The sequence below is a fragment of the Catenulispora sp. MAP12-49 genome, from assembly GCF_041262705.1.
In the GTDB taxonomy this organism is placed as follows: Bacteria; Actinomycetota; Actinomycetes; order Streptomycetales; family Catenulisporaceae; genus Catenulispora.
On record NZ_JBGCCP010000004.1, the window covers coordinates 364557 to 390671 of the forward strand.

Consider the following 26115-nt stretch of genomic DNA (forward strand, 5'->3'; position numbering starts at 1 on the left):
CTGAGAGGCCACAACAGTGACCGCAGTGCTCACGGATTTGCACGGCATGGCTGGAGACGACTCCGCCGGCGGTTCCGGTACGGTTCCCGCGCAGCCCGCCACCCCCCACGACCTGCACACCACCGCCACCGTCGCGGCCCGCCCGACGCTGGTCGAGCTGGAGCAGAGCTCCCCGTTCGCCGACCGGCACATCGGGCCCGACGCCGCCGACGCCGCGCGCATGCTCTCGCTGCTGGGCTACGCCTCGCTGGACGCGCTGACCGAGGCCGCCGTGCCCGGCTCCATCCGGCTCACCGAGCGGCTGAACCTGCCGCCGGCGCGCTCGGAGTCCGAGGTGCTCACCGAGCTGCGCGACATCGCCGGGCGCAACCGGGTCTTCCGGCCCATGATCGGCCTGGGCTACCACGGCACCTTCACCCCGCCGGTGATCCTGCGCAACGTCATGGAGAACCCGGCCTGGTACACCGCCTACACCCCCTACCAGCCGGAGATCTCGCAGGGCCGGCTGGAGGCGCTGCTGAACTTCCAGACCGTGGTCGCCGACCTGGCCGGGCTGCCGGTGGCCAACGCCTCCCTGCTGGACGAGGGCACCGCCGCCGCCGAGGCCATGACCCTGGCCCGCCGCGCCTCCAAGTCCAAGTCGGCCCGCTTCCTGGTCGACGCCGACGTCTTCCCGCAGACCCTGGCGGTGCTGCAGACCCGCGCCGAGCCGCTGGGCATCGAGCTGGCGCTGGCCGACCTGGCCGCCACCGGCACTGATGGCGCCGAAGGCGCGGGGCTGCCCGAGGGCGAGTTCTACGGCGTGCTGGTCCAGTACCCCGGCGCCTCCGGCCAGGTGCGCGACCTCAAGGCGATCACCACGGCCGCCCACGAGCGCGGCGCGCTGGTCGCGGTGGCCGCCGACATCCTGTCCCTGACCCTGCTCGCCTCGCCCGGCGAGGCCGGCGCGGACATCGCCGTGGGCTCCACGCAGCGCTTCGGCGTGCCGCTGGGCTTCGGCGGCCCGCACGCCGGCTACATGGCGGTGCGCGAGAACCTGTCCCGCTCGCTGCCCGGCCGCCTGGTCGGGGTGTCCGTGGACGCCGACGGCGACCAGGCGCTGCGGCTGGCGTTGCAGACCCGCGAGCAGCACATCCGCCGCGAGAAGGCGACGTCCAACATCTGCACCGCGCAGGTTCTGCTCGCCGTGATCGCCGGCATGTACGCGGTCTACCACGGTCCCGAGGGCCTGGCCTCGATCGCCCGCCGCACCCACCGCTACACCGCGGTGCTGGCCGCCGGGCTGCGCGAGGCCGGGGGCGGCATCGAGGTCGTGCCGACCGCTTTCTTCGACACGCTGACCGTGCGCGTCCCGGGCCGGGCCGCCGAGGTCTGGCGCGCGGCGCTGTCCGCGGGCGTGAACCTGCGGCTGGTGGACGAGGACACCGTCGGCGTGTCCTGCGACGAGACCACCGGCTGGGCCGACCTGCGCGCGGTCTGGAGCGCCTTCGGCGTCACCGGCAAGGAGACGTCGAGTGTCCACGAGCTCGACGCGGCCACCGACGACGCGCTCGGCGTGCACCTGCGCGCCACCGAGTTCCTGACCCACCCGGTCTTCCACGCGCACCGCTCCGAGACCGCGATGCTGCGCTACCTGCGCAAGCTCGCCGACCGCGACATCGCGCTGGACCGGTCGATGATCCCGCTCGGCTCGTGCACCATGAAGCTGAACGCGACCACCGAGATGGAGCCGATCACCTGGCCGGAGTTCGGCGCGATCCACCCCTTCGCGCCGCTGGACCAGGCCGCGGGCTACCTGTCGCTGATCGGGCAGCTGGAGGGCTGGCTGGCCGAGCTCACCGGCTACGCGCGGGTGTCGGTGCAGCCGAACGCCGGCTCGCAGGGCGAGCTGGCCGGGCTGCTGGCGGTGCGCGCCTACCACCGCGACCTCGGGCAGGAGCAGCGCGACGTCTGCCTGATCCCGTCCTCGGCGCACGGCACCAACGCCGCCTCCGCGGTGATGGCCGGGATGCGGGTCGTGGTCGTGGCCAGCCGTGAGGACGGCTCGGTCGACGTCGCGGACCTGAAGGCGAAGATCGACAAGCACGCCGACGCGCTCAGCGTCCTGATGATCACCTACCCCTCCACGCACGGCGTGTTCGAGGAGGAGGTCACCGAGATCTGCGACCTGGTGCACGCCGCCGGCGGCCAGGTCTACGTGGACGGCGCGAACCTGAACGCGATGGTCGGCCTGGCCAAGCCCGGCAGCTTCGGCGGCGACGTCTCGCACCTGAACCTGCACAAGACCTTCTGCATCCCGCACGGCGGCGGCGGCCCCGGCGTCGGCCCGGTCGCGGTGCGCGCGCACCTGGCGCCCTACCTGCCGAACCACCCGCTGCACCCGGTCGCCGGCCCGCGTCCTGAGGGCGGCGGCGTCGGCCCGGTCTCGGCCGCGCCGTGGGGCTCGGCGGGCATCCTGCCGATCCCGTGGGCGTACATCCGCCTGATGGGCGCCGAGGGCCTGCGCAGCGCCACCCAGCACGCGATCCTGGCGGCGAACTACGTGGCCAAGCGCCTGTCCGGGCACTACCCGGTGCTCTACACCGGCCCCAACGGCCTGGTCGCGCATGAGTGCATCATCGACCTGCGCCCGATCACCAAGGACACCGGCGTCACCGTCGACGACGTGGCCAAGCGCCTGATCGACTACGGTTTCCACGCCCCGACGATGTCCTTCCCGGTGGCCGGCACCCTGATGATCGAGCCCACCGAGAGCGAGGACCTGGCCGAGCTCGACCGCTTCTGCGAGGCCCTGATCGCCATCAAGGGCGAGATCGACCGCGTCGGCGCGGGCGAGCTGGACCGCGAGGACAACCCGCTGCGCCAGGCCCCGCACACCGCCGCGATGCTCGCCGGCGACTGGAAGCACGGCTACGACCGCGCCGAGGGCGTGTTCCCGGCCGGCGTGAACCCGGCGGACAAGTACTTTCCGCCGGTGCGGCGCATCGACGGTGCCTACGGGGACCGGAACCTGGTGTGCTCGTGCCCGGCGCCGGAGGCTTTCGAGGACTGATAGCCGAGTTGGTGCTTCAGGCAGCGCCCCGCAGACCGAGTTCGTGGTCTGCGGGGCGCTTCGTCTTTCGCGAGCGAGATCCAGCCAGATCCAGCCAGATCCAGCCAGATCCCTAGACAGCGACCGCCTCGGGCGCGGTTTCGGTGGCGGGCTGCTCCTGCCGTCGGCCGGTATGTGTACGGCGCCAAGCCTGCGCGACCCCGGCGCCGAGCAGGACCGGTGCGGCGGCGACCGTGAAGCACCAGCCCAAAGGCAGGCGCGTCAAAGCCGGGCCCATCGCCGCGTAGCCGCTGGAGGAGCCGGCGTTGAAGGCGTTGTTGACCCACATGCCGGCGCTGGTGCGGGACTGCTCGTCGGCGAGTTCGTCGGCGACCAGGTAGGCGCAGGTCATCAGGGGTGAGACGAAGACGCCGGAGGCGGTGGTGATGGCGGTCAGGACCCAGATGTTCGGGGCCAGGCCCGCCGTGGCGATGCTCAGGCCCAGGGCGGCGGTCAGCGGCGGCAGCCGGGTGCGGCTGGGCAGGCGCCAGCTCACCGCGCCGTAGGCGAGGCCGCCGAGGATGCTCCCGGCCGACATTCCCGCGTCTGCCAAAGCGATCGCGGAGGGCTGGTGGTGGTGGATCGCGAAGGCCACGATCGCCAAGCTCTGCGCGCCCAGGCCGATGCCCACGCCGGCGGCGGCGGACAGCGGGTCGAGGATGCGGGCCAGGGTGTGTCCCGAGCCCTTTCGGCGTGTCGCCTTGCCGCTGGGTTCAGTGTTCTTGGGTGCCTTGGACGCCTTGTGTGCCTTGGGTGCATTCTCAGCCCGCGCGGCCGCGACCGTGCCGATCACCGGCGAGGTCATCATCGCCAGCGTGCCGCCCGCGACCAGGGCCGCGCTGAGCAGCACGCCGAGGGCCGGGTTCGCGACCAGGATCAGCAGGCCGACGAGCAGCGGTCCGCTGATGCCGATGACCTCCTCGGCGACGGTGTCCAGGCTGAACGCGCGCTGCATCAGCGCCTGGTCCGGCCCGCACATCGCGCGCCACAGGGTGCGCATCGTCGGGCCGAGCGGGGGAGCGGTGGCCCCGGCGGCCAGCGCCAGGGCCTCCAGCAGCCACAGCGGCGCGCCGGGGCGCCAGGTGGCCGCCGCCAGACCGGTCAACGCGGCCGCGTAGGACAGCGCCAGGGGCAGCAGGACGCGGCGGACGCCGTGGCCGTCGATCAGCCGGGCGCGCACCGGCGCCAGGCCGGCCACCGACAGCGCGAACACCGCGACCACCTCGCCGGCGCGGCCGACCGAGCCGTGGCCGGAGGCCAGGGCGAGTGTCAGGGACAGGAAGACCGTGCCGTAGGACAGGCGCCCGATGAGAGCCGTGGCGAAGGTGCGCGCGGCGAAGGGCAGGCGGAGTACCGCCATGTACGAAGACAAGGGAGTTGTTCCTCACCGTGGGATCACGTGCAGGGGACACCGGAGGACCGCGGCACGGCCGGTGGCCGAGGCGGTCGACGGAGTCCGTTACGCACGGGAGGTGTGGAACATGGTGGTGATCGTAGCGGAGCCGGATCATGGGGGCCACTCAGTAGACGAACTTGTGCAACGATCTTGTGATGAGCGACGAGGCGATGGTCGGCGGAGTCAACACGGTCGTGCGGATCGGCGAGCGCGTGCACCGGCCGGCGGGGGAGTGGACGCCGGCCGTCCACGCGGTGCTGGACCACCTCGCGGCGAAGGGCTTCACCGGTGCGCCGCGGGCCCACGGCTTCGACGCCGAGGGCCGGGAGGTGCTCGACTTCGTGCCCGGCGACGTCCCCGGATCCGAGATGGTGGTCTCCGACGAGGCCCTGGCCGCCATGGCGGTCCTGCTGCGCGGGCTGCACGACGCGACGGCCGACTTCGTCCCGCCGGCCGCAGCCGCCTGGTATTTCGAGCCCCGGGAACCGTTCGACGTGGTCTGCCACGGCGACGTCGCGCCGTACAACACGGTCTTCCGCGACGGTCGTCCGGTGGCCTTGATCGACTTCGACACGGCGCATCCCGGCTCGCGGGTGTGGGACGTGGCGTACGCGGCCTACCGGTTCGTCCAGCTCGTCGAGGAGGGCGCGCCGGCCGGCGAGCAGGCCCGGCGCCTGGCGCTGTTCGCGGACGCCTACGGGCTCGGCGAGCCGGATCGGGCCGTGCTGATCGACACCGTGGTCGCCCGGCTGGAGCACCTGGTCGGGTTCATGCGGAGTCAGGCCGCGGCCGGTCATCCGGCGTTCTCCCGGCATGTGGCCGAGGGGCATGACAGCTACTACCTGCGGAACATCGCCTTCGTCGAACGGCATCGCGCGGTTCTCGGGGCGGCGCTGGAGTAGCGGGACTGCCAAAGAAGATATCTGGTGCTCAATCCGGTGCTTTCAAGGGTGCGGCATCTCCGTCGGGGGCTGTGCGGGTCCGGTATGGCCGGACCCGGATGTCACCGATGGTTTGGCGATCTGCCGTGCGTCCTAAAGCGTTCTGCGGGGCCTCAGGCCGCGCTGCGGTCCGTCGGCCGGTGCGGTGCGATCGCCTGGCCGTCGGGCAGGAGCTCGCCGGTGTCGTCGAACAGCACGATCCCGTTGCACAGCAGCGACCACCCCTGCTCGGGGTGCGCGACCACGACCAGCGCGGCGTCGCGATCGGGTTCGGCCGCGCCCGGGCAGCACGGGTGGTGGTGGCAGGCGTGCCCGGAGCCGGGTCGGTGGGCGGTCATCGTCGTCATGGTCGTACTTCTTCGTTCTCGGGGCGGCCTTTCGGTCGGGTCGCCGTTGCGTGGTCTGAACCAGTGCTCCCTAGTGTCGCGCGTCACACGCCACTGCGCAGGGAAATCGGGTCACGTGACTCGGGCATTCGGGGAATGTAGTGCTCTGGTGTGGCGTCCCGAGCCGGTCACGTAGTCACTACTGACTAGACGTGACCAGGCTGTCAACGGTTCGTCGCGCTGAGCTCTCTTTGAGCTTTCCGGGTGTACTTGTTTGCTCTTAGGGACGGCTTCCCTAAGGGGGATCTCGGGGTGATCGGCCGGCCACGCGCAGTGGCCGGCCGTATCACCGGTCGGACTATCGGCTCACTGGTCGGACAGCCGGCCCGCGAAGCCGGCGATCACCGCGGAGCCGATGTCTGCGGGGGTGTCGGCGTGCAGGGCCTGGCCGTTGGCGGCGGCGGTGATCTTCGACAGGGTCGTGAGGTCCACACCGCTGCCCAGGGCCACGATCATGACCCGGACCGGGTGGTTCGGGTTGGCGGCCTTGAGCGCGTTCAGCTTGCCGATGAGCTGGTCGGCGCTCATCGAGTTCAGGCCGTCGTCCTTGCCGTCGGTGAAGACCACGATCGCGTTGGACTCGTTCGGCGCCCAGCCGTTCAGCACCGTCCGGTAGGCGTCCAGGATGGTGTCGTACAGGCCGTTGCGGCTGCCCGGCTGGATGCTGAGCTGCTGCAGCGCGTTGTTGAGCGCCTGGCGCCGGCTCGAGGAAGTGCCCACCGGGGCCGACAGCGGGCCCATCGGGACCACCTCGTTGTGCACGGTGCCGCCGCCGTCGGCGGTGCTCTTGGTGGTGAACGTCCACAGGCCCAGCTGGGAGCTGTCGCCGAACAGCGGCAGCCCGGCCACGCACGCGGCCGCGGTGATCTGCAGCCGGGTCAGCGGGGCGTGCGTGGTCGGGTCGAACTGCCCGTCCACGGTCAGGCCCATCGAGCCGGAGACGTCCATGACCACCAGGCCGCGGGTCTGCTCGCTGGTCACGTTCCACACCGACAGCGCGCCGCTGGCGGCGGTGTGCGTGCTGTCGGTCGGGGCCAGCGCCGGCACGGCCGGGTTGACGCCGTCGGCGGCGGTGAGGATCCCGGCCGCGGCGCCCTTGGGGTCGCGGAACCCGGCCTTCTGCAGGGTGTTGATGGCAGAAGGGCCGTGCAGCAGGGTCTGGAAGTCGGCCGCGGCCTTGGCGTGCGCGGCGTCCAGGCTGGTGCTGATCGTGTACGGGTAGTCCATCATCATCGTGCCCATATCCGAGGGATACAGCGCGACGAGCGGGGTGGCCGGGCTGGCCGTGTTGTACGCGGCGATCTTCTGCTCGGTGGCGGGGAAGGCCGAGACGCCGCCGGAGCCGGGGGCGGTCGCGCCGTCGGTCGGCAGGCTGGTCAGCAGGGCGCTCATGGAACTGGAGACACTGGTGCTCATGACCCGGTAGACCAGCGTGAGGTTCTGCAGCGCCGCGCTCTGCTTGGCCTTGTCGGTCCCGGCCGGGCCCAGCACGGCCGCGCGCAGCATGGTGATCGCGGCCAGACCCGGCCCCGAGGTGGTCGGGTCCGGCACCGCGGTCTGCAGCTTGTTGCTCTTGACGTTGGCCAGCAGGTCGGCCCAGCCGAAGGGCTTGCCGGGCCAGCCGTTGGCCGCGGCGACCGGCTTGGGCATGCCGATCACCAGCGGGCTGGTCGCGATCGGCGCGGGGTTGGCGGCCAGCGACTTCACGCCACCGGCGTGCGCCACGTCGATCCACATGCTGCTGTCCGGGATCCACACGTCCGGGGCGCTGGTGACGTCGCCGCCCTTGGCGGTGCCGGCCAGGAACGCCTCCACGGCCGAGGCCTCGGCGCTGGTGACGTTGACGTGCACACACGGGTCCGTCATGCCGTCGGCGACGGCCTTGACCGCGGTGTAGACGTCGGGGTTGGCGTCGACGTTCAGCGTGGTGGGCGCCGCGCAGGAGCTGTTCGCCGCGGGCGTGTGGGAGGCCGCCGCGCTGCCGGTGCTGTCGTGCTTCTTCGTGTAGTACACGTACCCGCCGCCGGCGGCCAGCACCAGGACGGCGCCGATCGCGACCAGCCCGGTCGGGAACGACGAACCGCCGGAGTTGCCGCCCCGGCCGCCGGAGTTGCCACCTCGGCCGCCGTAATCGCCGTTGCGGCCGCGGGTGTAGTTGTCGGGGCCCTCATGGGACCGATGCCTGCCTGCCAAGGGTGGTCACGATCCCTTTCGTTGGAGAATGTCCGACAGTAATCTGAGGTCGAGTGTCGGCCGCGTTGGTGCGTCCCGCGCGGGCGCGGGCAGAGAAATCAGAGACAACAAGGGGGCGCGCCTGTGGGCGAGCGTGTGGTCGCGACCGAGTTCACCGGGGCCGATCGGACGCGATTCCGGGAGCGGCTGCGTGCCGGTTTCGAGGTGTTCCGCCGCATGCTCGCCGAGGACCGGTTCGAGCGCGGCCGCACCCTGATGGGCGTGGAGCTGGAACTGGACCTGGTCGACCCGGCCGGCCGGCCGATCATGGTGAACCAGGACGTGCTCTCGCGCATCGCCAGTCCCGACTTCCAGACCGAGCTGGGGCAGTTCAACCTGGAGGTGAACATCGCCCCGCACAAGCTGGTGGGCACGGTGTTCTCCGAGCTGGCCGAGGAGCTGCGCACCTCGATGGCCTACGCCGACCGCCAGGCGCGCGCCGCCGGCGCCAGGATCCTGATGATCGGCATCCTGCCGACCCTGGACGAGGCGCACATGGTGGTCGAGAACTTCTCGGCCGAGGACCGCTACTTCCTGCTCAACGACGAGATCGCGCAGGTGCGCGGCGAGGACTTCCTGGTCCAGATCGACGGCGTGGAGCGGCTGCGCACCACGTTCGCCTCGATCATGCCCGAGGCCTGCAACACCTCGGTGCAGTTCCACCTGCAGGTCTCGCCGGAGACGTTCGCGCCGGCCTGGAACGCGGCGCAGGCCCTGGCCGGGGTGCAGGTGGCGCTCGGGGCGAACTCGCCGTTCCTGTTCGGCCGCGAGCTGTGGGCCGAGACCCGCATCCCGCTGTTCGAGCAGGCCACCGACTTCCGGGTGGAGGAGCTGGCGGCGCAGGGTGTGCGCCCGCGGGTGTGGTTCGGGGAGCGCTGGATCTCCTCGCCGCTGGACCTGTTCGAGGAGAACCTGCGGTATTTCACGGCGCTGCTGCCGGTGTCCTCCGAGGAGGACCCGGAGAAGGTCCTGGCCGAGGGCGGCATCCCGCACCTGCCGGAGCTTCGGCTGCACAACGGCACCGTGTACCGCTGGAACCGGCCGGTGTACGACGTGGCCCGCGGCAAGCCGCACCTGCGGGTGGAGAACCGGGTGCTGCCGGCCGGCCCGACGGTCGTCGACGTGCTGGCCAACGCAGCGTTCTACTACGGCTGCGTGAAGGCGATGATGGAGGACCCCGATCCGGTGTGGGGCCACCTGGACTTCGCCGACGCCGCGCGCAACCTGCACGACGCGGCCCGCTCCGGCCTGGCCGCACAGCTGCGGTGGCGCGAGGACCGCTACAGCGACCCGGTCCCGGTGCGCGAGCTGGTCGCGGCCGAACTGCTGCCGGCGGCGCGCCGCGGACTGGACGCCCTGGGCATCGACCCGCACGACCGGGACGAGTTCCTGGGGATCATCGAGGGCCGCTGCGCGACCGGCCGCAACGGCTCGACCTGGCTGTCCGGCCGGTTCCACCAGCTGGTCGGCGGCCAGGGCCTGGAGCGCGCCGCGGCGCTGGAGCGGCTCACAGTCGAGTACGCGGACCTGATGATCACCGGAGCGCCCGCGCACACCTGGCCGCTGGGCTAGGCCCGCGCCCCCGGTGCTGGCACGCCGGTTCATCTGACGTCCGCCTTTCGTCGTTTGCCGTGGTCAAAGGGTGTGCGTGCGGTATTTGTCCCGCTGGTGCGGAACAGTAGTTCGGCGGTGAACCTCCGGACAAGAGAGCACCGGGGTTTCGGCGTGACCGCGCCCACTTTGTTACCCGAAGGTAACCGTGGGTCCGGGGCCGGTGACGCCGGGTCCACCGTGCACGCCGTCAGCCCGTTCAGCGCTTCGGCTGCGATGATGCGTTAGGTCAGAGCCGGATGCCCAGGGGCGTTCGGGCGGTGGTCGGTGCGGGCTGTGGGTGCGCGGGCCGACGGCGAGGGTGAGGAGCCGGCGTGGCGGTGGTGGACGAGGGCCTGGCGCCCTCGGGGGGCGGGCCGATGCCGGAGGCCCGGTGGCGGATGCTGCTCCGGTTCGAGGTGCTGGTGGTGCTGGCGCTGTCCTTCGGCCAGTCCGCGGTGTACTCGTTCGTGTCGATCATCGCCAAGCTGACCGCCAAGCAGGCGCTGAACCAGCAGGCGGCCGGGCTGAACGGCTCGCAGTCCCCGCGGCCCTGGCTGGACTTCACCTACCAGGTGCTCGATCTCGGGTTCAGTGTGGTGATCGTGGCGCTGGTGGCGTACCTGCTGATGCGGGAGAACGCCTCGCTGCGCACCATCGGGTTCGACCTGGCCGGGGGCTGGCGGGACTGGGCCCGCGGCGCGGTGGTGGCGGCCGGGATCGGTTCGGCCGGACTGGGGCTGTACGTGGTCGCGCACGCCCTGAACCTCAACGCCACGGTGATCCCGACCACGCTGCCGGACGTGTGGTGGCGGGTGCCGATCCTGGTGCTGGACGCGTTCCGCAACGGCGTCACCGAGGAGGTCGTGGTCCTGGGGTATCTGCTGCGGCGGTTCGAGCAGCTGGGGTTCTCCCGGAACAAGTCCGAGGTGATGTCCTCACTGGTGCGCGGTTCCTACCACCTCTACCAGGGGTTCGGCGGGTTCGTCGGGAACTTCGTCATGGGGATGGTCTTCTGCCGGGCCTATCGGCGCTGGGGCCGGGTAATGCCGTTGGTGGTGGCGCACGGGCTGATCGACACGGTGACCTTCGTCGGGTGGCTCTACCTGGCGCACTACCTCGGTATTCCGGGGGCTCCGAAATGACGCTAATCTGACGCCAATCTGACGCATCGTCAGAGGAGGGGAGGTGGCGATGACCGACGACAAGGCACCGGCCGACGACACGGCACTGAGCTTGGCCTCGGTGTTCCCGGCCGCGCGGCTGGCGGACGGCGTGAAGTTCCTGTCCGCCGTGCTGGGGATCGAGCCGACGTTCGTGGACGGTGAGCGCTGGGCCCAGTTCGACCTGGGCGGCGCGCGGATCTCACTGGCCTCGGGGGCCGAATCCTCGGGCGCGGCGCAGGCGATGGTGAAGGTCGCGGACGCCGCCGCCGTCGCCGAGCGGCTGGCCGGGTGCGGCTATGACGTCGCCGGCCCGGTCGCCGGTCCGCATGAGGTGCGGTTCTCGGTGACCGGGCCGGATGGGTGGTCGGTGGTGGTATACGAGCCTGTGCGTCGTATGTGACGTCTGTGTCGTATACGAACGTCTGTGAGGCTCGCCGGTGTTGGTGCTGTGCTGTCGAGCGTTAAGCCGCCGGAATGGCTGGCGCTTGTACTACCGGGGCCACCGGGGCGGTCTCGATGGTGGTGTCCAGCGGAAGCGGCTCGACCAGGTGCGGCTCGACGTTCATGACGGCCGCCGAGGGCTCCACCGGCTCCAGGGCCGCGGTGGTGGCGCGGTCCAGGTAGCGCTGCAGGCGGGCCTCCAGGTTGGCCTTGGCGGCCGGCCACTCGGCGCGGACGATGGAGAACAGGGCGCTGTCGCGCACGCCTCCGTCGGCGGCCGGGAAGTGCGCCCGCTTGATGCCCTCGAACTGCGCGCCCAGGGCACTGATCGCGGCCCGGCTGCGGGTGTTGCGCACGTCGGTCTTGAGGCTGACGCGGTGCACGTCCCAGGTCTCGAAGGCGTAGGCGAGCATCATCAGCTTGGCCTCGGTGTTGATGCCGGTGCGCTGGGCCGACGGGTGCAGCCAGGTGGAGCCGATCTCGGCGGCGTCCGGCCGGCCGTCGGGGTTGACGTGGCCGTGGCGCGGCGGCCACACGCCGGCCCGCCAGTACTCGAGTTCGCGCAGGCGGGAGGTGCCCACGATGCGTTCCTCGCCGGTCAGCGGATCGATCGCGATGGTGGTGAAGGGGACGGCGACACCGGCGGCGAAGTCCGAGGTCGCCAGGGCGACGTACCGGGCGACTGCGTCGTGGTCGCGGGGCACGTAGGTGAAGTCGTAGGTGGACCGGTCGGCGGTGGCCGCGAACAGCAAACCGTCGATGTGGTCCGGTCGCATGAGCTCCAGGCGGCACAGGTTGCCGTGGAGCGTGACGGGGGAACGCATGCGCATATCATCCACGACCTGAGGGTCTTCGTCGCGCGACACTCCAGACTTGCCCTCTTGCGGGGTAACGGTGCAGGTCAGAGGGTTGGTTCGAGGGTGGCTCGGGAGCGGTTCGGGGGCGGTTCGGGGAGCGCGGACGATCTTCGGCGGGCCCGGAGGCCCCGCGGGTCCGGCCGGGTCGTGTCCGCCGGGTCTCGTTCAAGCATCGCGCTGATGTCCGAGGCGTGACTCGGCAGCGTTCGGGCCTTGGCGAACAGAGCCGCGGGGGTCCTGGTGGGGCGCGTGCCGGCCGTCGCCGCACCCCTCCCGCCGATCCGATCCGGTGTGGTGACTGGCGTGCGGCGGGGGTAGTGCCGGATACTCCCGTTGTCGTCCGGTTGTCGGCCGGTGTGATTTTCTTTGGTGGTTCCTCGGCGAGGGTCGCCGGGTGGGGATAGTGGCTCAAGTTTTGGGAGAGGCTAGCGTGGCCGAGGTAGAGCAGCAGTTCGGCGGCGGGGCGGAAGAAGCCGACGGGCTCCAGGTCGGTGGCGCCGATGCGGTGACGGAGCTGGAGACGCAGGCGCCGGCGGCGGCTTTCGACGCCGACCCGGTGGTCGCGGCGGGGTTCGTGGCGTTCGAGCAGGGTGACCTGGAGTCGGCCGAGAAGGTCTTCGCGCCGGCCGCGGCGGAGAACAGCCGGGCCGCGATGTTCGGCCTGGGCCTGGTGTATCAGGCCCGTGACGACTTCGACCAGGCGGTGCGCTGGTACGCCGCGGCGGCGGAGCTCGGCGAGGCCGAGGCGGCGAACAACCTGGGCACGTTGCTGGCGGTGCGCGGCGAGAACGACGCCGCGGTGGCCTGGCTCAGCCAGGCCGTCGCCCTCGGCTCGTCCGAGGCCGCGGTGAACCTGGGCCGCATGAACCACTGGGACAACCCGGCCGAGGCCGAGTTCTGGTACCGCCGCGGCGCCGAGGCCGAGGTCGGCTCGGCCATGGCGAACATCGGTGTCCTGGCCCAGCGCCGCGGCGACCTGGCCCAGGCCGCCGAGTGGTACCGCAAGGCGGTCCAGGCCGGCGAGGTCCGCGCGGTGAACAACCTGGGCAACGTCCTGCTGATGCAGGGCGAGGTCGAGGAGGCCATGGACTGCTTCAAGCGCGGCGCCGCCGACGGCGACGGCCACGCCCAGGTGAACTTCGCCCTGCTGTCCCTGGCCCGCGGCGAGGTCCAGGAGGCCCTGTCCGCGGCCGAGCGCGGCCGCGAATCCGACGCCCCCGGCGCCGAAGTCGTCTACGGCCAGGTCCTGCTGGCCACCGGCGACCAGCAGGGCGCCGCCGAGGCCTTCCAGCGCGCGATGAACGCCGGCGACCCCTCCGGCGCCTACGCCCTCGGCGTGGTGGCGGCCCAGACCGGCGCCCTGATCGACGCCGAGCGCCTCTTCCTGGCCGCCGCCAACGCCGGCCACGTCCCGGCCATGTGGAACTCCGCCGTACTGCTCCAGCAGAGCGGCAAGCCCGAGCTGGCGCTGCCGTGGTTCGAGGCGGCCGCCGCCGCCGGGCACCCGGAGGCACAGGCGGTGCTGTCGGGCGCGATCACGGTGCAGCCGGGCGGGGACAACGGGGGCGTGGCCACCGCCTGATGTAGGGGTTTGAGGTAGATCAGAGGCCGGTGCCGCGCGGGATTCGCGCGGCACCGGCCTCTGGCGTGTTCCGGCTGCGGACGCGCCGATACGACACGAAATCTATACCTATGTGGGGTACGCATAATTTGCGCATAATGACGACCTTTGATCGCTAGGCTCTTCCCCGATTGGTGGCCGAACAGGTCACCCACTGACCTGATCTTCAGAGAGGAAGTTCCGTATGGTGGTGGAGAAGCGGCTCGTTGCGGCCGTCGTCGCGGCGTGCGCGTTCGCCGGCGCGGTGGCGACGACGGCCAGTGCGACGACGGCCACGAAGGTGGTGTCCGCGGCGGACGCCAAGGCCGACCAGGTGCTCTCGTTCTACAACCAGGCGTTGGACGAGACGGTCGACGCGTGCTACCCCGGCCCGCCGGTGACGACGACCCCGCAAGTGAACGACGGATGCCAGCACTGGGTGCCCGTCCCGGCCAGTCAGGGGTACCTGATCGAGAGCGCCTATCCCAGCGTGCCGACACTGTGCATCAAGGCGCCCAGCCAGGTCGGGCAGCTGGCCACGATGGCGCCCTGCAACGCCGCCGACCCGAGCCAGCAGTGGAACTTCCCCCGTATCGGAAGCAATCAGGTCTTCATCGCCCTGGCGGGTGACAACACCCAGGTTCTCGGCAGCACCACCCCCGGCTACCAGCTCGAACTCGAGGAGTTGACGGGGGCTGCGAATCAGCGCTGGACCCAGACTCCGCCGGTCTGATCGGCCTCCGCCGGCTTCAGTGACCTGAGGCCTCGGCGAGGGCGGATCTGAGGGAGAAACGGGAGAAACCGTCGGAAGCACGGTTTCTCCCGGCCTCCAGGTCGGCGCTGCCCACGTCGAGCTGCCTCAGGCAGCCGCCTTCCCTTCCTTCACATCCGAGGCGTAAACCGGCCGGTACTCCTGCCCCGAAAGCTTCTGGATCTCCTCGATCACCTCGTCGGTGATCGCCCGCCGCACCAGCGCCGGCTTGCTCAGCGCCTTGGCCTCGGCCAGGTCCAGCGGGGCGCCGATGCGGATGGTGACCCGGCTCAGCCGCGGGATCTTCTTCCCGGGCGGCTGGACGCGGTCGGTGCCGACGATGCCGATCGGGATGATCGGCGCTCCCGAGCGCAGGGCGATCTCCGCGATGCCGGTGCGTCCCCGGTACAGCTTTCCGTCGGGGGAGCGCGTGCCCTCCGGGTAGATGCCGAACAGGCCGCCGCCCTCGAGGACCGCCACGGCCCCCTCCAGCGCCGCCGTGGTGGCGTTGCGGGTGCCTGAGCGGTCGATGGGGACCGCGCCGGCGAAGCGGGAGTAGAAGTACTTGTTCCACATGCCCTTCAGGCCGCGGGTGTTGAAGTACTCCGCCTTGGCGATGAAGGTGACGTGGCGGGGGACCACCACCGGGATGAAGAAGGAGTCTGAGAACGACAGGTGGTTCGCGGCCAGGATCGCCGAGCCGGTGGCGGGGATGTGCTCCAGGCCCTCGACCCGCGGCCGGTAGACGAGCTTCACGAGGGGCTCGACGAAGAACTTCGCCGCCTGGTACACGGACATCTGCGCGCTGACCTCATTCTTTTGGGGCGGCGGGTCGGTGGGACGCCGTCGAGACTAGCGGATCGGCCTGGGTGGTCGGTGCCGGCCGCGCACGGCCGGACGCGGGCTGTTTCGGCGTTATGCGGAGGTGCTTGTCACGGCGCCGGATTGACCCGCAGCAGCCCCTCCTGCACGACCGTGGCCACCAGCGTCCCCTCCCGCGTGAACAGCCGGCCGGTGGCCAGCCCGCGGGCCCCCGAGGCCGAGGGCGAGGCCTGGTCGTACAGCAGCCACTCGTCGGCGCGCGCCGGGCGGTGGAACCAGATGGCGTGGTCCAGCGAGGCGATCTGCACTTCCTTGTGCGGCAGCAGCTTGTGCCGGATCAGCGTGGTGGACAGCAGCGTCAGGTCCGAGACGTACGCCAGCACCGCGGTGTGCAGGTGCGGGTCGTCCGGCAGCGGTGCGGACGTGCGCAGCCACACCTGCCGGCGCTCCGGCCCGGTGTCCGGCACCCGGCGGATGTCGAAGGCTGTCCAGCGCCGGTACAGGATGTTCCACAGCGCGTCCTCGCCGTCGTCGGCGGGGCTCGGCGGGATGGCCGGGAGCGACTCCGGGTCCGGGGCGTCCGGCCGGGGGTCGGCGTGGTCCAGGCCCGGCTCGGGGATCTGGTAGGAGGCCGACATGACGAAGATGTTCCGGCCGTGCTGGCGCGCCACGACCCGCCGGGTGGAGAACGACCGGCCGGTACGCGAGCGGTCGACCTCGTACACGATCGGTGCCGCCGGGTCGCCGGGGAGCAGGAAGTAGCCGTGCAGGGAGTGCACGTTGCGGTCCGGCTCCACGGTGGCGGTGGCGGCGGACAGCGCCTGCCCCAGGACCTGTCCGCCGAAGACGCGCTGCACGTCGGTGTCCGGCGAGGCGCCGCGGAACAGGTCGTCCTCGATCCGCTCCAGCTCGAGCAGGTCCATGAGGGACTCGAAGGTGGCCAAGGGGCGACTCCCGGGGGCGGATTTTTCTCACCTGGCGGTGGCGTGCGGATTGAGTTTAGGCGCCGCGCGGGGCGCTCGTGCCGGTGGCTACTCGGTGAGGTCGGTCACGGGCGGCCCGAACACCGGCAGCAGGTCCACGACCGGCCCGGGGTCCCCGGTCCAGCCGGCGGCCAGCATCTGCGCCCGCGAGCGCCGGCCGACCAGGATCCGGGAGAGTTCGAAGTCGGAGGTGCTCAGCGCCGCGACCGGCTCGGCGTCCGGCGCCCCGAGGTGCCAGGACCCGGCGTCGGCGGTCAGGTCGATCGACGGATGCCCGGCCTCGGCCCAGCCGCCGCGCTTGAACTTGGTCATCAGGGTGGCCACGAAGGCCGCCTCGGGCGTGTCGCGCGCCTCGCGCCGGCCGAGCGCGCCGCGGATGTCGTGGCTGTGGTGGAAGACGTCGAACACGGCGAACACCGCGCGCCGCCCGGCCGGATCGTCCAGGATCTGCTCGGCGGCCGCGCTGTTGGCGGTCCATTCGGCGCAGACCTCGGCCAGCGAGCGCTCACGCCGGGTGTCCACGTGCCCGGCGGTCCAGGCCGGGTCGTGCGGATCGCCGGGCGTGCCGGCGACGATGTCGGCGCTGACCCCGGCCAGATGGGCGAACGTGTCCTGCACGCTCCAGCCCGGCAGCGCCGGCACCGGCGTTGCGGCCTGCTCCGGCGACAGCTCCGAGGCCAGGCCGGTCAGCTGGGTACGGATGACGCGATAGTGCTCTCCGGCGGTGGTCATGGCAGCCGGCCGCCTTTCTGTCTGTAGGGTTGAGGGTCGCACGATCCATCAATAGTCGACGATGAGGTTGGACGGGAGTGGTGTGCGTGTCGTCGCCCTATGACACCTCCGAGAAGGTGCCGTCATTGACGGTGGCCTCCTCCGAATTCCAGGCCGGGCAGCGCCTGGCCCCCGAGCACGGCTCGGCGATCTTCGAGGTCCCCGGGGGCCGCGAGGTCTCCCCGCAGCTGTCCTGGGGCCCGGTGCCGGAGGGCACCAAGAGCATCTCGGTGACGATGTTCGACCCCGACGCCCCGATCCCCTCCGGGTTCTGGCACTGGGGCCTGGCCGACCTGCCGGCCGACACCACCGAGCTCCCGGCCGGCGCCGGGGCCGGCGACGACTCGCTGCCGGGACAGGCGTTCCACGTCCCCAACGAGATCGGCATGCGCCAGTACGTCGGCTTCGGCCCGCCGCCGGGCACCGGCCGGCACCGCTACTACTTCGCGGTGCACGCGCTGGACGTGGACTCCGTCCGCGACCTCGGCGTCACCCCGGAGACCACGCCGGCGGTGCTGCACTTCATGATGCGCGGCCATGAGCTGGCGCGCGGGATTCTGCAGGGCTGGGCCAGCGCCGACGAGTAGCGGGTGCGGGTGCAGGTGTAGGCGCAGGCCTGAGCCCAAGGGTTCTGCGGCGGCGGCCGGTCGGAGCGGCGACAGTGCTTCGGCCGGCCGTTCGCGTGCCATGGCAGGGCCCTTCCCTCAGCGCCGCGCGCCCGCGCCTGCGCCCGCGACCGGTCCGGGGCAGCGGGCCGGCGGCCCGGACAGCGTCCGGAACGTGATCCCGGCCCGCGTCAGCCGCGCGATCAGCGCGTCGCCCATCGCCGTGGCGGTGGTGAGCTGCCCGGCGGTGGCCGGCAGCTCGTCGAAGGCCAGGCACAGCGCCGACTCGGCGAGCATCTTCGCGGTCTCGCCGTAGCCGGGGTCGCCCCCGGAGACCTCGGTGATCAGCGTGCGCCCGCCGGCCTCGGCCCGGAACCGCAGCGTGAACCAGCTGGCGGCCCGGCGGCGCTCGTCAGGGCCCTCACCGGGCTTCACGGCCTTGCCCACGGCCTCGCGCAGGGGCTTGATCTGCGAGGCGACCGCCAGCCCCGCGACGCCGGCCAGCCCGGCGAGCGCGATCGGCAGGCGGCGGACCGCGGCGAAGTGGCCGTAGCGGAAGTCGGGCCCGTACTCCGGCAGCGCGGCCGCGCTGCGCAGCGCCACCTGGTTGTCGATCACCGGCAGCGGGGCGATCCAGGCGCGCGCGGTCTTGTCGTGCCGCGGCGGCCCGGCCAGCACGCCGAACCGGCGGCCCGGGGTCTTGGGCTCGGCGGCGCGCCGGGCCTTGGCGGTGCGGGCCATCGCCTTGGCCCGGGACATCGCCAGCGTCGCCGAGGCCAGCGTCCCGCCGGAGAACGTGCCCTTGGCCCGGATGAACCCCGACACCCGCACCGGCCCGGTCTGCGGCCCCAGCTCGCGCATCGTGTACAGCAGGCCGAGGTCGGTCGGGATGCTGTCGAAACCGCAGCAGTGCACCAGCCGCGCCCCGGTCTCCACGGCGCGCGCGTGGTACTTCAGGTACATGGCGTCGACGAACTCCGGCTCGCCGGTCAGGTCGACGTAGTCGCACCCGGCCTCGGCGCACGCCGCGACCAGCGGCTCGCCGTGGTGCAGGTACGGCCCGACGGTGCTGATCACGACCCGGGTCTGTTCGGCCAGGATCCGCAGCGACTCCGGATCGCCGGCGTCGGCGATGATCAGCGGCAGCGTCGTCAGCTCCGGCCGGCTCGCGGCCAGCCGCTCGCGCACCGCCATCAGCCGCGCGGTCGAGCGCCCGGCCAGTGCCCAGCGCACCGCCTCCGGCGCGTTGGCGGCGAGGTACTCGGCGACCAGGGACCCGGTGAAGCCGGTGGCGCCGAACAGCACCAGGTCAAAGCTGGTCCGGGGGGCTTCCTCGGTCGTGTCGGGCATCGCCGCCGCCTTTCTTACTACCGGTCGGTAACCTTGTGGGGTACACCTTAGGCCGCGCGCCTGCGCGCGACCAGCATCTGACCGGTGACCAGCGCGCCGAGTGCGACGGCGAACCCGGCGGCCTGCGGCGCGGTCAGCGACTGGTGCAGCACCGCGAACCCGGCGACCGTGGCCACCATCGGGTTGGCCAGGCTCAGCAGCGACAGGGACGTCGGGGCCAGGCGCTCGATGCCGCGGAACCACAAGGTGTAGGCCACCGCGGTGCCGACGACGCCGATGTACGCGAACCCGGCGAGGTTCCGCGCGGTCAGCGTGTCCGGCAGGCCCTCGGAGACCAGCGTCATCGGCGCCAGCACCAGGCCGCCGAACACCAGCTGCCAGGTCGCCAGCACCATCGGCGTGGCGCCCTCGGGCCGGCCCCACTTGCGGCCCAGCACCACGGCCAGCGCCATCAGCGCGGTGGCGACCAGCATCGCCGCCACGCCGAGCGCGTCCAGCCGGGCCTTGGCGGTCAGCGTCATCAGCGCCACGCCGCCGGTGCCGACGACCGCGGCGCGGAAGACCGCGGCGTGCGGGCGCTGCCGCAGGATCAGGATGCTGAACCCGGCGACCAGCAGCGGCTGCACCGAGCCCAGGGTCGAGGCCACGCCGCCGGGCAGCCGGTAGGCGGCGAAGAACAGCAGAGGGAAGAAGGCCCCGAAGTTCAGCGTGCCCAGCACCGCGGTCTTCCACCACCAGCTGCCCTTGGGCAGGCGGCGCACGAACGCCAGCAGGATCAGCCCGGCCGGCAGCGCCCGCATCGTCGCGGCCAGCATCGGCCGGTGGTCGGGGAGGAACTCGGAGGTGACGACGTAGGTGGTGCCCCAGCTCGCCGGGGCGAGGGCGGACAGCAGCAGGTCGCGGGCGGTGCCGGCGGTGCTTGCGGTGGCGGAGGACTGCGCGGCGCTGGGTGCGGCGGTCGTTGCGGTGGTCATGTGAAGCTCTCCCCTTGGTCTTCCACGCCAACTCTCTTAACGTTGAGAGTGTTAACGTTGAGGGGAAGCTAACACATTCCCTCGCAGTGCTGGAAACACTGGAAAGGAGCGCCCGATGGCCGACGCGGTGGACGCGATCATCGCGATGTGGGCCCGGGAGAAGCCGGAGCTCGACGCCGCCCCCATGGGCATCGTCGGGCGCATCAGCCGCCTGTCGCGGCTGCTGGACAAGGAGCTGAAGGACTTCTTCGCCGGCCACGGCCTGGAGTTCTGGGAGTTCGACGTCCTGGCGACCCTGCGCCGCTCCGGCGAGCCCTACGAGCTCTCCGCCGGCGCGCTGCTGAAGACGGCGATGGTCACCTCCGGCGCCATCACCAACCGTGTGGACCGCATGGAGACCAAGGGTCTGGTTCAGCGCGTGCCCGACCCCGGCGACCGCCGAGGCGTCCGCATCCGGCTCACCCCGGCCGGTCTGGAGCTCATCGACAAGCTGATGCCGCTGCACGTCGCCAACGAGCGGCGCCTGCTCGCCGCGCTCGGCGACGACGAGCGCGGCGCCCTGGCTGACCTGCTGCGCGCTCTGGCGTCGGGGTTGGGCGATACCTCGCTGGGATAAGCCCGTAACCCTTTTGCGATAATGGAATATGAGCACCTGGCAAGAGCGATTCGCATCCAGCATCGACAAGCAGGTCAGCGACGCCGAGAAGGCCGGAGCCTTCGGCGACAACCCCCTGGTGGGCAAGCCGCTGCCCGGCGACGGCCAGCCCTACCGCGAAGACTGGTGGATCACGCAGAAGGTCGCGCAGGAGCGGGTCGGAGTGCATGCGCTGCCGCTTCCGCTCGCGCTGCGGCGGGAGGCGCAGGATCTGCGCAAAGGGCTGATCGAGGACCGTCCGGCCGCCTCCGAGGCGGTGCTGCGGGCCGCGATCGCCGACTACGACGAACGCTCCGAGACCGCGCGGCGCACGCCGCAGCCCGGGCCCTCGGTGGTGATCCCGCGCGTCGACACCGAGGAAGCCGTCCTGGCGTGGCGGCAGGCCACAATGAGGCCGTGAGCAATTCCCTGAGTCCCGAGGCCGGGCCCGCCGAGCCGGGCTCGGCCGTGGTCGTCTCCGTGGTGCCCGGCGCCTTGGCCGCTGCCGCTACTCCCCAGGCTGAACAGGTCGCGGCCTTGTTCCTGCTCACCTATAAGCCCACGACGGCGTCGGCCTACGCTGTCGACCTGAAGCAGTGGTTCGCCTGGTGCGCGTTGTTCGACGTCGAGCCCTTCGACGCCGTGCGGGCCCATGTCGACGCCTGGTCGGTGCATCTGGCCGACGACGGCAAGGCCCGGCCGGCCACGCTCGCGCGCAAGATCAGTGCCGTGCGGAACTTCTACGCCTACGCCGTGGACTCCGGGTACGCCTCGACGAGCCCGGTGCCGGCCAAGGACAAGGCCCTGCACCTGCCGCGGGTCTCCCGCAAGTCGCAGACGCTGGGCCCGGACCGCGAGGAGTCGGCGGCGATGCTCGCCGAGGCGGCCAAGCGCGGGGTACGGGACGAGGCGGTGGTCGCCATGCTGCTGTACCAGGGGCTGCGGGTGTCGGAGCTGTGCGGGATCGACGTGGAGGACCTGTCCAGCCAGCGCGGGCACCGGGTCGTGCGGCTGCGGCGCAAGGGCGGCGAGGAGCAGGACCAGGCGATCGCGCCGCCGGCGGCCGGATGCCTGGATGCCTGGCTGGCCGAGCGCGGCGGGGCTTCGGCCTCCGACGGCGCTCCGGCCCCGGCATCCGGGCCGGTGTTCGTCGGCCCCGAGGGCGCGCGCCTGACCCGCTACCAGGTGGAGTGGATCGTCGAGTCCTGCGCCCGGGCCGCCGGGATCGAGAAGAAGATCAGCCCGCACTCCCTGCGCCACGCCTGCACCACGATGCTGCTGGACGCCGGGGTGCCGCTGCGCGACATCCAGGTCTACATGGGGCACGCGAATTCGGCCACCACGGAGCGGTACGACCTCGGGCGTCAACATCTTGACAAGTCGCCCGCCTATGCATTGTCCGGCGTGTTTGCGCGAGACTGAGAACGTGATCATGGATGAGGACGTCGTGGCCAGGCTGCGCGCCGCCGGATGTGTGTTCGCCGAGGATGAGGCGGAGGTTCTGCTGCAGGCGGTCAAGGAGGACGTCGAGCCCTCCTGGCGGCTGGCTGAGCTGGTCGGGCGGCGCTGCGCCGGCGAGCCGTTGGAGCACGTCGTGGGCTGGGCCGGGTTCTGCGGGCTGCGGATCGGAGTCGGGCCGGGGGTGTTCGTGCCGCGGCGGCGCTCGGAGTTCCTGGTCGAGCTCGCCGTCGACCTCGGGCGGCAGGGCCGGGTGATCGTGGACCTGTGCTGCGGGTCCGCGCCGTTCGCGACGGTGCTGGCCACGCGGCTGGCCCAGGCCGAGGTCCACGCCGCGGACATCGACGCGGCGCAGCTCGTGCACGCGCGGGGCAACCTGGCGCCGTTCGGCCGCCGCGCGCGGGTCCACGAAGGGGATCTGTTCGACGCGCTGCCGGAGCGGTTGCGGGGCACCGTGGACCTGCTGGTGGTGAACGCGCCGTATGTGCCGAGCGACGCCATCGACACGTTGCCGGCCGAGGCGCGGGCCTACGAGCCGCTGGCGAGTCTGGACGGCGGGGCCGACGGCCTGGCGGTGCACCGGCGGGTCGCCGAAGGGGCGCCGCAGTGGCTGGCGCCCCGGGGGCACCTGCTGATCGAGACCACCGAGGCGCAGGCCGAGCTGATGCTGGAGGTGTTCGGGGAGGCCGGGCTGAAGGCGTGGATAGCACAGGACCAGGAACTGGAGGCGACCGTGGTCATCGGGCGGCAGCCGGGGGAGGCGTCGTGATCGCCCTGGTCACCGGGGCCAACCGGGGTCTGGGCCGGGAGACCGCGCGGCAGTTGCTGGCCGGCGGGCACACCGTGTTGGTCGCGGCGCGGCAGGAGGACGCCGCCCGCGACACCGCCGCGCAGCTCGGGGAGGGTGCGTATCCGCTGCGGCTGGACGTCACCGGCACCGCCGACATCGCGGCCGCCGCCGAGCAGGTGCGCGAGCGCTTCGGGCACCTGGACGTGCTGGTCAACAACGCGGCCATCCACTACGACACGTGGCAGCACGCGGTCGGGGCCGACCTGGCGGTGGTCCGGGAGGCGGCGGAGACGAACGTCTTCGGGCCCTGGCAGCTGGTGCAGGCACTGCTGCCGCTGCTGCGGGCCGGGAGCCACCAGCGGATCGTGAACGTCTCCAGCGGGGCGGGCTCGCTGACCGAGATGACCACCGGCTCGACCCCCGCCTACTCCCTCACCAAGGCCGCGCTCAACGCCCTGACCCGCATGCTCGCCGCCGACCTGCGCGACGACGGGATCCTGGTCAACGCGGTGTGTCCGGGGTGGGTCGCGACCGACATGGGAGGCCCCGGCGGGCGGCCGGTGAGCGAGGGAGCGGCCGGCATCGTCTGGGCCGCCACGCTGCCCGACGGCGGGCCGACCGGCGGGTTCTTCCGGGACCGGCTGCCGATCGCCTGGTGAGCACGGCAGGCACAGTAGGCACAAATGCCGCCCTGGCGGCGCGCACCGCTCGGCTACTTTGCTGGCCATGCACCCGGACACGGCCACGGTTCTCTCCGCGGATCTCTTGACGGACACGGCTGTCGTGTCGAGCACAGCTGTCATGTCGAACGCAGATTTCCTGCCAAATACAGATTCCTTGATGGATACAGACCCGGCCGAGGCACTCCTGCGTCTCCTGGAAGCCGAGCCGGACGTCGCCCGGACCCTGGACCTGGTCGCCGACTTCGACATCACCCGCCGCGACCCCCGCGCCCGCCTCGCGATCCCGTCCGGCCTGCCCCTGATCCCGATCGCCGCCGACGGCGCGGGCGGCACGTACTACCTGGTCGGCGGCCCGCAGGAGCCCCGCCGCCCGGTCCTCTACGCGGACCGCCAGGGCTGCGCCACCCTGATCGCCGAGGACCTGGCCGAAGCACTGGCCATCTTCATCGCCCTCGGCTTCTGGCACGAGGCCGGCCACGGCTTCCCCCTGGCGACCACCGAGCAGAACCTGCGCGACTCCGAACCCGACATCGACACAACCCGCGCCGCCCTGTACGCCGCCACCGGCATCGACCCACTGACGGCCGAGCAGGCGCGCGACCGCCTGCTGTCGGCGGCCGCGCGGACCGCACCGGACTACGTGGCGATGGCCGAGGGCCCCGGCGCGCGGCCGTACCAGCTGCTGTTCGGGCCGCCGCGGGGGATCGCGGGCGCCGCGTGGCGGCCGGTCGGGGCGTCGGGGCTGCGCTGAGGGCGGGGCTGTGTTGAGGGTGGGGCTGTGCTTTGGGTGGGGCTCGGCGTCGTTCGGGCTCACGCCGCCGGACGCCACACCCACCGCAGCGCGTCGGGCAGCAGCACCCCGCCGTGGTTGGCACTGTGGGCGCCGTCGCCGAGGACGAGCCGGAAGTCGTAGCCGGCCTCGGCCAGCGCCGCGGCAGTGCGCAGATTCTCCGCCAGCCAGTTGCCCTCGGACCGGTCCCAACCGAGGTCCCGATGCCCGGCTTGCAGGAAGACCCGCAGGGGCTTGCGCCCGACCGCCGGGATCAGCGCCGGGTAGGGGTTCCCGCCGGGCATCTGCGCGAAGCTCGACAGGAAGCACACAGCCCGCCGGAACCGGTCGGGGCGCAGCCACGCGGCGGTGAAGGCACCGTCGCCGCCGGAGCTGCCGCCGCAGATGCCGCAGCGGTCGGGGTCGTCGGTGATCGAGTAGCGTGCCGCGACGTGCGGGATGATCTCGTCGATCAGGAAGGTCGCGAGGCGGTCGTCGAAGGCGTCGTACTCGACGTTGCGGTTCTTCGGCTGCTCGGCGCCTTCGACGACGCCGACGCCGACGCCGGGGTCCACGAACACCGCGACGGTCATGGGGATCTGCCCGGCGTGCACGAGGTTGTCCAGGACGATCGCGCCACGCACGTCGCCGGCCGGATCCAGGTACCACCAGCCGTCCAGGAACACCATCAGGTTCGCCGGCCGGCCCGGGTCGTATCCGGCCGGCAGGTGGACCCAGAACTTCCGCGCGGTCCCGGGGTAGACGGTGCTCTTTCGCCACTCGAACTCGACCGTGGTGCCAGGGGGAGTCCCCGGTCGCGGGCTCGAATCGGGGCCGTGCGCATAGCTGACCGGTTGGTCGATCGGCAGCGGCGCATAGGGGATCTGCGAAGCCATGCCGCGCACCCTAGAGCCGGGTCAGTGGCCGAGCGACACCTTTTCCCCGCACGCGCCAGTGGGGCCGCCCACATCGGGCGGCCCCACTGGATGTCGTTGTCGTTCGAGCTCACGCGGCCTTGCTGCTGCGGCGGCTCTTCTTCGCCAGGCGCGCCAGGCGGGCCTCGGCGGCCTGCTTGTGGAGCTCGGCCAGGCGGGTGTGGGCGGCGGCGAGTTCGTAGGTCGAGGCGAAGTTCATCGTTGACTCCTTGGATCCTTGTGATCGCATCGGCGGTATGCCTTTGATTATAAGGGAGATGGCGCGTGGAGTCCAATCGATTGAAGGCGAAAGTCGGTTGCGCACCTGCGGATTACATGTCTGGCGTGAAGGTTGGGCGACCGGTGGGGGAACTACGGTGGGAAACCGGGCGAAAGGCGGGGCTGTGAGGGGTGCTGGAGCCGATGGCGGCTTACCTCGGGATGGCGGGCCGGCCAACATCCGGCTGCGGCCGGTCGGGGTGGCCGACGTGCCGCTCTTCTTCGAGTACCAGCGGGATCCGCTGGCCGCGCGGATGGCCGCGGCGACGCCGGTCTCGCGCCGTGACCATGACGCGCTGTGGCGTGCCGCCCTGACCGACCCAGCGATCCTGGCGCGCACCGTTGTCGTCGACGGCGAGGTGGCCGGCTCGCTGACCTCCTGGACCCAATGGGAACAGCGCCAGCTCGGCTACTGGCTCGGCCGCGACCACTGGGGCCGCGGCGTCGCCACCACCGCGCTGGCGCTGTTCCTGTGCGAGCTGACCGTGCGGCCGGTGCACGCCTACGTCGCCGGGCACAACATCGCCTCGCGGCGGGTGCTGGAGAAGTGCGGCTTCCGGCCGGACGGGCTCGACGGGGACGCGAGTCTGCTCGGCTACGTCCTCGAACTCTGACCGTGCGTCTGGAGCGCC

The 26115-nt window shown here is 71.8% G+C and carries 26 protein-coding genes; 15 read left to right on the plus strand and 11 right to left on the minus strand.

Features of this window, described 5'->3' with window-relative positions:
- Positions 1 to 46 precede the first annotated feature (46 nt).
- Entirely contained in the window at positions 47 to 3052 is a 3006-nt protein-coding gene (gene gcvP / locus ABIA35_RS11775) for an aminomethyl-transferring glycine dehydrogenase (RefSeq protein ID WP_370357861.1), read from the plus strand.
- Positions 3053 to 3164: 112 nt separating this feature from the next.
- Here gcvP and ABIA35_RS11780 read toward each other — a convergent pair whose 3' ends face one another.
- A complete protein-coding gene (locus ABIA35_RS11780) occupies positions 3165 to 4463 on the minus strand; it encodes an MFS transporter (RefSeq protein WP_370357862.1) in 1299 nt (432 codons plus the stop codon).
- Between the two features lie 179 nt (positions 4464 to 4642).
- Here ABIA35_RS11780 and ABIA35_RS11785 point away from each other — a divergent pair, with 179 nt between their 5' ends.
- Positions 4643 to 5389 (plus strand): phosphotransferase enzyme family protein, encoded by a 747-nt coding sequence (locus tag ABIA35_RS11785; protein WP_370357863.1) that lies wholly within the window; start codon positions 4643 to 4645, stop codon positions 5387 to 5389.
- 152 nt (positions 5390 to 5541) lie between these two features.
- On the opposite strand, the gene ABIA35_RS11790 is transcribed toward ABIA35_RS11785, so the two are convergent.
- A complete protein-coding gene (locus ABIA35_RS11790; protein WP_370334421.1) occupies positions 5542 to 5775 on the minus strand; it encodes a DUF5999 family protein in 234 nt (77 codons plus the stop codon).
- Between the two features lie 345 nt (positions 5776 to 6120).
- Complete coding sequence (locus ABIA35_RS11795; RefSeq protein WP_370334423.1) at positions 6121 to 8007, minus strand: substrate-binding and VWA domain-containing protein; 1887 nt, start codon at positions 8005 to 8007, stop codon at positions 6121 to 6123.
- A gap of 123 nt (positions 8008 to 8130) precedes the next feature.
- Here ABIA35_RS11795 and ABIA35_RS11800 point away from each other — a divergent pair, with 123 nt between their 5' ends.
- From ABIA35_RS11800 to ABIA35_RS11810, 3 genes are all read left to right on the plus strand, one after another.
- The gene (locus tag ABIA35_RS11800) at positions 8131 to 9618 is read left to right on the plus strand and encodes a glutamate-cysteine ligase family protein (RefSeq protein ID WP_370334425.1); all 1488 of its coding nucleotides are present in this window, start codon (positions 8131 to 8133) and stop codon (positions 9616 to 9618) included.
- 353 nt (positions 9619 to 9971) lie between these two features.
- The gene (locus ABIA35_RS11805; protein WP_370334427.1) at positions 9972 to 10781 is read left to right on the plus strand and encodes a CPBP family intramembrane glutamic endopeptidase; all 810 of its coding nucleotides are present in this window, start codon (positions 9972 to 9974) and stop codon (positions 10779 to 10781) included.
- Positions 10782 to 10830: 49 nt separating this feature from the next.
- Entirely contained in the window at positions 10831 to 11202 is a 372-nt protein-coding gene (locus ABIA35_RS11810; protein WP_370334429.1) for a bleomycin resistance protein, read from the plus strand.
- Between the two features lie 61 nt (positions 11203 to 11263).
- On the opposite strand, the gene ABIA35_RS11815 is transcribed toward ABIA35_RS11810, so the two are convergent.
- Complete coding sequence (locus tag ABIA35_RS11815; RefSeq protein WP_370334431.1) at positions 11264 to 12067, minus strand: GNAT family N-acetyltransferase; 804 nt, start codon at positions 12065 to 12067, stop codon at positions 11264 to 11266.
- Positions 12068 to 12530: 463 nt separating this feature from the next.
- Between ABIA35_RS11815 and ABIA35_RS11820 the strand changes: the two genes are divergently transcribed.
- Positions 12531 to 13682, plus strand: coding sequence for a tetratricopeptide repeat protein (locus tag ABIA35_RS11820; RefSeq protein ID WP_370334433.1), 1152 nt, complete (start codon positions 12531 to 12533; stop codon positions 13680 to 13682).
- 223 nt (positions 13683 to 13905) lie between these two features.
- On the plus strand, positions 13906 to 14433 hold the full coding sequence (locus ABIA35_RS11825; RefSeq protein WP_370334435.1) for an RICIN domain-containing protein: 528 nt from the start codon (positions 13906 to 13908) through the stop codon (positions 14431 to 14433).
- A 126-nt stretch (positions 14434 to 14559) separates the two neighbouring features.
- Here ABIA35_RS11825 and ABIA35_RS11830 read toward each other — a convergent pair whose 3' ends face one another.
- The 3 genes from ABIA35_RS11830 to ABIA35_RS11840 form a co-directional block, all read right to left on the minus strand.
- Positions 14560 to 15249 (minus strand): lysophospholipid acyltransferase family protein, encoded by a 690-nt coding sequence (locus ABIA35_RS11830; protein WP_370334437.1) that lies wholly within the window; start codon positions 15247 to 15249, stop codon positions 14560 to 14562.
- Between the two features lie 134 nt (positions 15250 to 15383).
- Complete coding sequence (locus ABIA35_RS11835; RefSeq protein ID WP_370335187.1) at positions 15384 to 16196, minus strand: acyl-CoA thioesterase; 813 nt, start codon at positions 16194 to 16196, stop codon at positions 15384 to 15386.
- Between the two features lie 108 nt (positions 16197 to 16304).
- Entirely contained in the window at positions 16305 to 16988 is a 684-nt protein-coding gene (locus tag ABIA35_RS11840) for a maleylpyruvate isomerase N-terminal domain-containing protein (RefSeq protein WP_370357864.1), read from the minus strand.
- 80 nt (positions 16989 to 17068) lie between these two features.
- Between ABIA35_RS11840 and ABIA35_RS11845 the strand changes: the two genes are divergently transcribed.
- On the plus strand, positions 17069 to 17614 hold the full coding sequence (locus tag ABIA35_RS11845) for a YbhB/YbcL family Raf kinase inhibitor-like protein (RefSeq protein ID WP_370334441.1): 546 nt from the start codon (positions 17069 to 17071) through the stop codon (positions 17612 to 17614).
- 117 nt (positions 17615 to 17731) lie between these two features.
- On the opposite strand, the gene ABIA35_RS11850 is transcribed toward ABIA35_RS11845, so the two are convergent.
- Together ABIA35_RS11850 and ABIA35_RS11855 are read right to left on the minus strand one after the other, a co-directional pair.
- Complete coding sequence (locus tag ABIA35_RS11850; RefSeq protein WP_370334443.1) at positions 17732 to 18982, minus strand: trans-acting enoyl reductase family protein; 1251 nt, start codon at positions 18980 to 18982, stop codon at positions 17732 to 17734.
- Between the two features lie 47 nt (positions 18983 to 19029).
- On the minus strand, positions 19030 to 19956 hold the full coding sequence (locus ABIA35_RS11855) for an EamA family transporter (protein WP_370357865.1): 927 nt from the start codon (positions 19954 to 19956) through the stop codon (positions 19030 to 19032).
- A 115-nt stretch (positions 19957 to 20071) separates the two neighbouring features.
- Here ABIA35_RS11855 and ABIA35_RS11860 point away from each other — a divergent pair, with 115 nt between their 5' ends.
- The 6 genes from ABIA35_RS11860 to ABIA35_RS11885 all read left to right on the plus strand — a co-directional run bounded on the left by ABIA35_RS11860 (position 20072) and on the right by ABIA35_RS11885 (position 24272).
- Positions 20072 to 20572 carry a MarR family winged helix-turn-helix transcriptional regulator gene (locus ABIA35_RS11860; protein ID WP_370334447.1) on the plus strand — a complete coding sequence of 167 codons (501 nt, stop codon included), beginning with the start codon at positions 20072 to 20074 and terminating at the stop codon, positions 20570 to 20572.
- Positions 20573 to 20600: 28 nt separating this feature from the next.
- Positions 20601 to 21011 (plus strand): DnaJ family domain-containing protein, encoded by a 411-nt coding sequence (locus ABIA35_RS11865; RefSeq protein ID WP_370357866.1) that lies wholly within the window; start codon positions 20601 to 20603, stop codon positions 21009 to 21011.
- Positions 21008 to 22012: a tyrosine-type recombinase/integrase gene (locus ABIA35_RS11870; protein WP_370357867.1), complete on the plus strand. Its 1005-nt coding sequence runs from the start codon at positions 21008 to 21010 to the stop codon at positions 22010 to 22012. Before ABIA35_RS11865 ends, ABIA35_RS11870 begins: the two co-directional genes overlap by 4 nt.
- A gap of 10 nt (positions 22013 to 22022) precedes the next feature.
- Positions 22023 to 22817, plus strand: coding sequence for a putative protein N(5)-glutamine methyltransferase (locus ABIA35_RS11875; RefSeq protein ID WP_370357972.1), 795 nt, complete (start codon positions 22023 to 22025; stop codon positions 22815 to 22817).
- The gene (locus ABIA35_RS11880; RefSeq protein WP_370357868.1) at positions 22814 to 23497 is read left to right on the plus strand and encodes an SDR family oxidoreductase; all 684 of its coding nucleotides are present in this window, start codon (positions 22814 to 22816) and stop codon (positions 23495 to 23497) included. The genes ABIA35_RS11875 and ABIA35_RS11880 overlap by 4 nt, the downstream gene beginning before the upstream one ends.
- Before the next feature lie 181 nt (positions 23498 to 23678).
- Complete coding sequence (locus tag ABIA35_RS11885) at positions 23679 to 24272, plus strand: hypothetical protein (protein WP_370334455.1); 594 nt, start codon at positions 23679 to 23681, stop codon at positions 24270 to 24272.
- A 59-nt stretch (positions 24273 to 24331) separates the two neighbouring features.
- Here the strand turns inward: ABIA35_RS11885 and ABIA35_RS11890 are convergent, their stop codons facing one another.
- Together ABIA35_RS11890 and ABIA35_RS11895 are read right to left on the minus strand one after the other, a co-directional pair.
- Positions 24332 to 25186: an alpha/beta hydrolase gene (locus tag ABIA35_RS11890; RefSeq protein WP_370357869.1), complete on the minus strand. Its 855-nt coding sequence runs from the start codon at positions 25184 to 25186 to the stop codon at positions 24332 to 24334.
- A 109-nt stretch (positions 25187 to 25295) separates the two neighbouring features.
- Entirely contained in the window at positions 25296 to 25424 is a 129-nt protein-coding gene (locus ABIA35_RS11895) for a hypothetical protein (RefSeq protein ID WP_370334459.1), read from the minus strand.
- A 184-nt stretch (positions 25425 to 25608) separates the two neighbouring features.
- Between ABIA35_RS11895 and ABIA35_RS11900 the strand changes: the two genes are divergently transcribed.
- Positions 25609 to 26097 carry a GNAT family N-acetyltransferase gene (locus tag ABIA35_RS11900; RefSeq protein WP_370334461.1) on the plus strand — a complete coding sequence of 163 codons (489 nt, stop codon included), beginning with the start codon at positions 25609 to 25611 and terminating at the stop codon, positions 26095 to 26097.
- Positions 26098 to 26115 lie beyond the last annotated feature (18 nt).

Excerpts from the sequence above, each read along its gene's own strand:
- gcvP (WP_370357861.1), top strand. The coding sequence starts at position 47 with ATGGCTGGAGACGACTCCGCCGGCGGTTCCGGTACGGTTCCCGCGCAG.
- ABIA35_RS11785 (WP_370357863.1), top strand. The coding sequence starts at position 4,643 with ATGAGCGACGAGGCGATGGTCGGCGGAGTCAACACGGTCGTGCGGATC.
- ABIA35_RS11790 (WP_370334421.1), bottom strand. The coding sequence starts at position 5,775 with ATGACGACGATGACCGCCCACCGACCCGGCTCCGGGCACGCCTGCCAC.
- ABIA35_RS11810 (WP_370334429.1), top strand. The coding sequence starts at position 10,831 with ATGACCGACGACAAGGCACCGGCCGACGACACGGCACTGAGCTTGGCC.
- ABIA35_RS11815 (WP_370334431.1), bottom strand. The coding sequence starts at position 12,067 with ATGCGTTCCCCCGTCACGCTCCACGGCAACCTGTGCCGCCTGGAGCTC.
- ABIA35_RS11825 (WP_370334435.1), top strand. The coding sequence starts at position 13,906 with ATGGTGGTGGAGAAGCGGCTCGTTGCGGCCGTCGTCGCGGCGTGCGCG.
- ABIA35_RS11830 (WP_370334437.1), bottom strand. The coding sequence starts at position 15,249 with ATGTCCGTGTACCAGGCGGCGAAGTTCTTCGTCGAGCCCCTCGTGAAG.
- ABIA35_RS11835 (WP_370335187.1), bottom strand. The coding sequence starts at position 16,196 with ATGGACCTGCTCGAGCTGGAGCGGATCGAGGACGACCTGTTCCGCGGC.
- ABIA35_RS11840 (WP_370357864.1), bottom strand. The coding sequence starts at position 16,988 with ATGACCACCGCCGGAGAGCACTATCGCGTCATCCGTACCCAGCTGACC.
- ABIA35_RS11850 (WP_370334443.1), bottom strand. The coding sequence starts at position 18,982 with ATGCCCGACACGACCGAGGAAGCCCCCCGGACCAGCTTTGACCTGGTG.
- ABIA35_RS11855 (WP_370357865.1), bottom strand. The coding sequence starts at position 19,956 with ATGACCACCGCAACGACCGCCGCACCCAGCGCCGCGCAGTCCTCCGCC.
- ABIA35_RS11860 (WP_370334447.1), top strand. The coding sequence starts at position 20,072 with ATGGCCGACGCGGTGGACGCGATCATCGCGATGTGGGCCCGGGAGAAG.
- ABIA35_RS11865 (WP_370357866.1), top strand. The coding sequence starts at position 20,601 with ATGAGCACCTGGCAAGAGCGATTCGCATCCAGCATCGACAAGCAGGTC.
- ABIA35_RS11875 (WP_370357972.1), top strand. The coding sequence starts at position 22,023 with ATGGATGAGGACGTCGTGGCCAGGCTGCGCGCCGCCGGATGTGTGTTC.
- ABIA35_RS11885 (WP_370334455.1), top strand. The coding sequence starts at position 23,679 with ATGGATACAGACCCGGCCGAGGCACTCCTGCGTCTCCTGGAAGCCGAG.
- ABIA35_RS11890 (WP_370357869.1), bottom strand. The coding sequence starts at position 25,186 with ATGGCTTCGCAGATCCCCTATGCGCCGCTGCCGATCGACCAACCGGTC.
- ABIA35_RS11895 (WP_370334459.1), bottom strand. The coding sequence starts at position 25,424 with ATGAACTTCGCCTCGACCTACGAACTCGCCGCCGCCCACACCCGCCTG.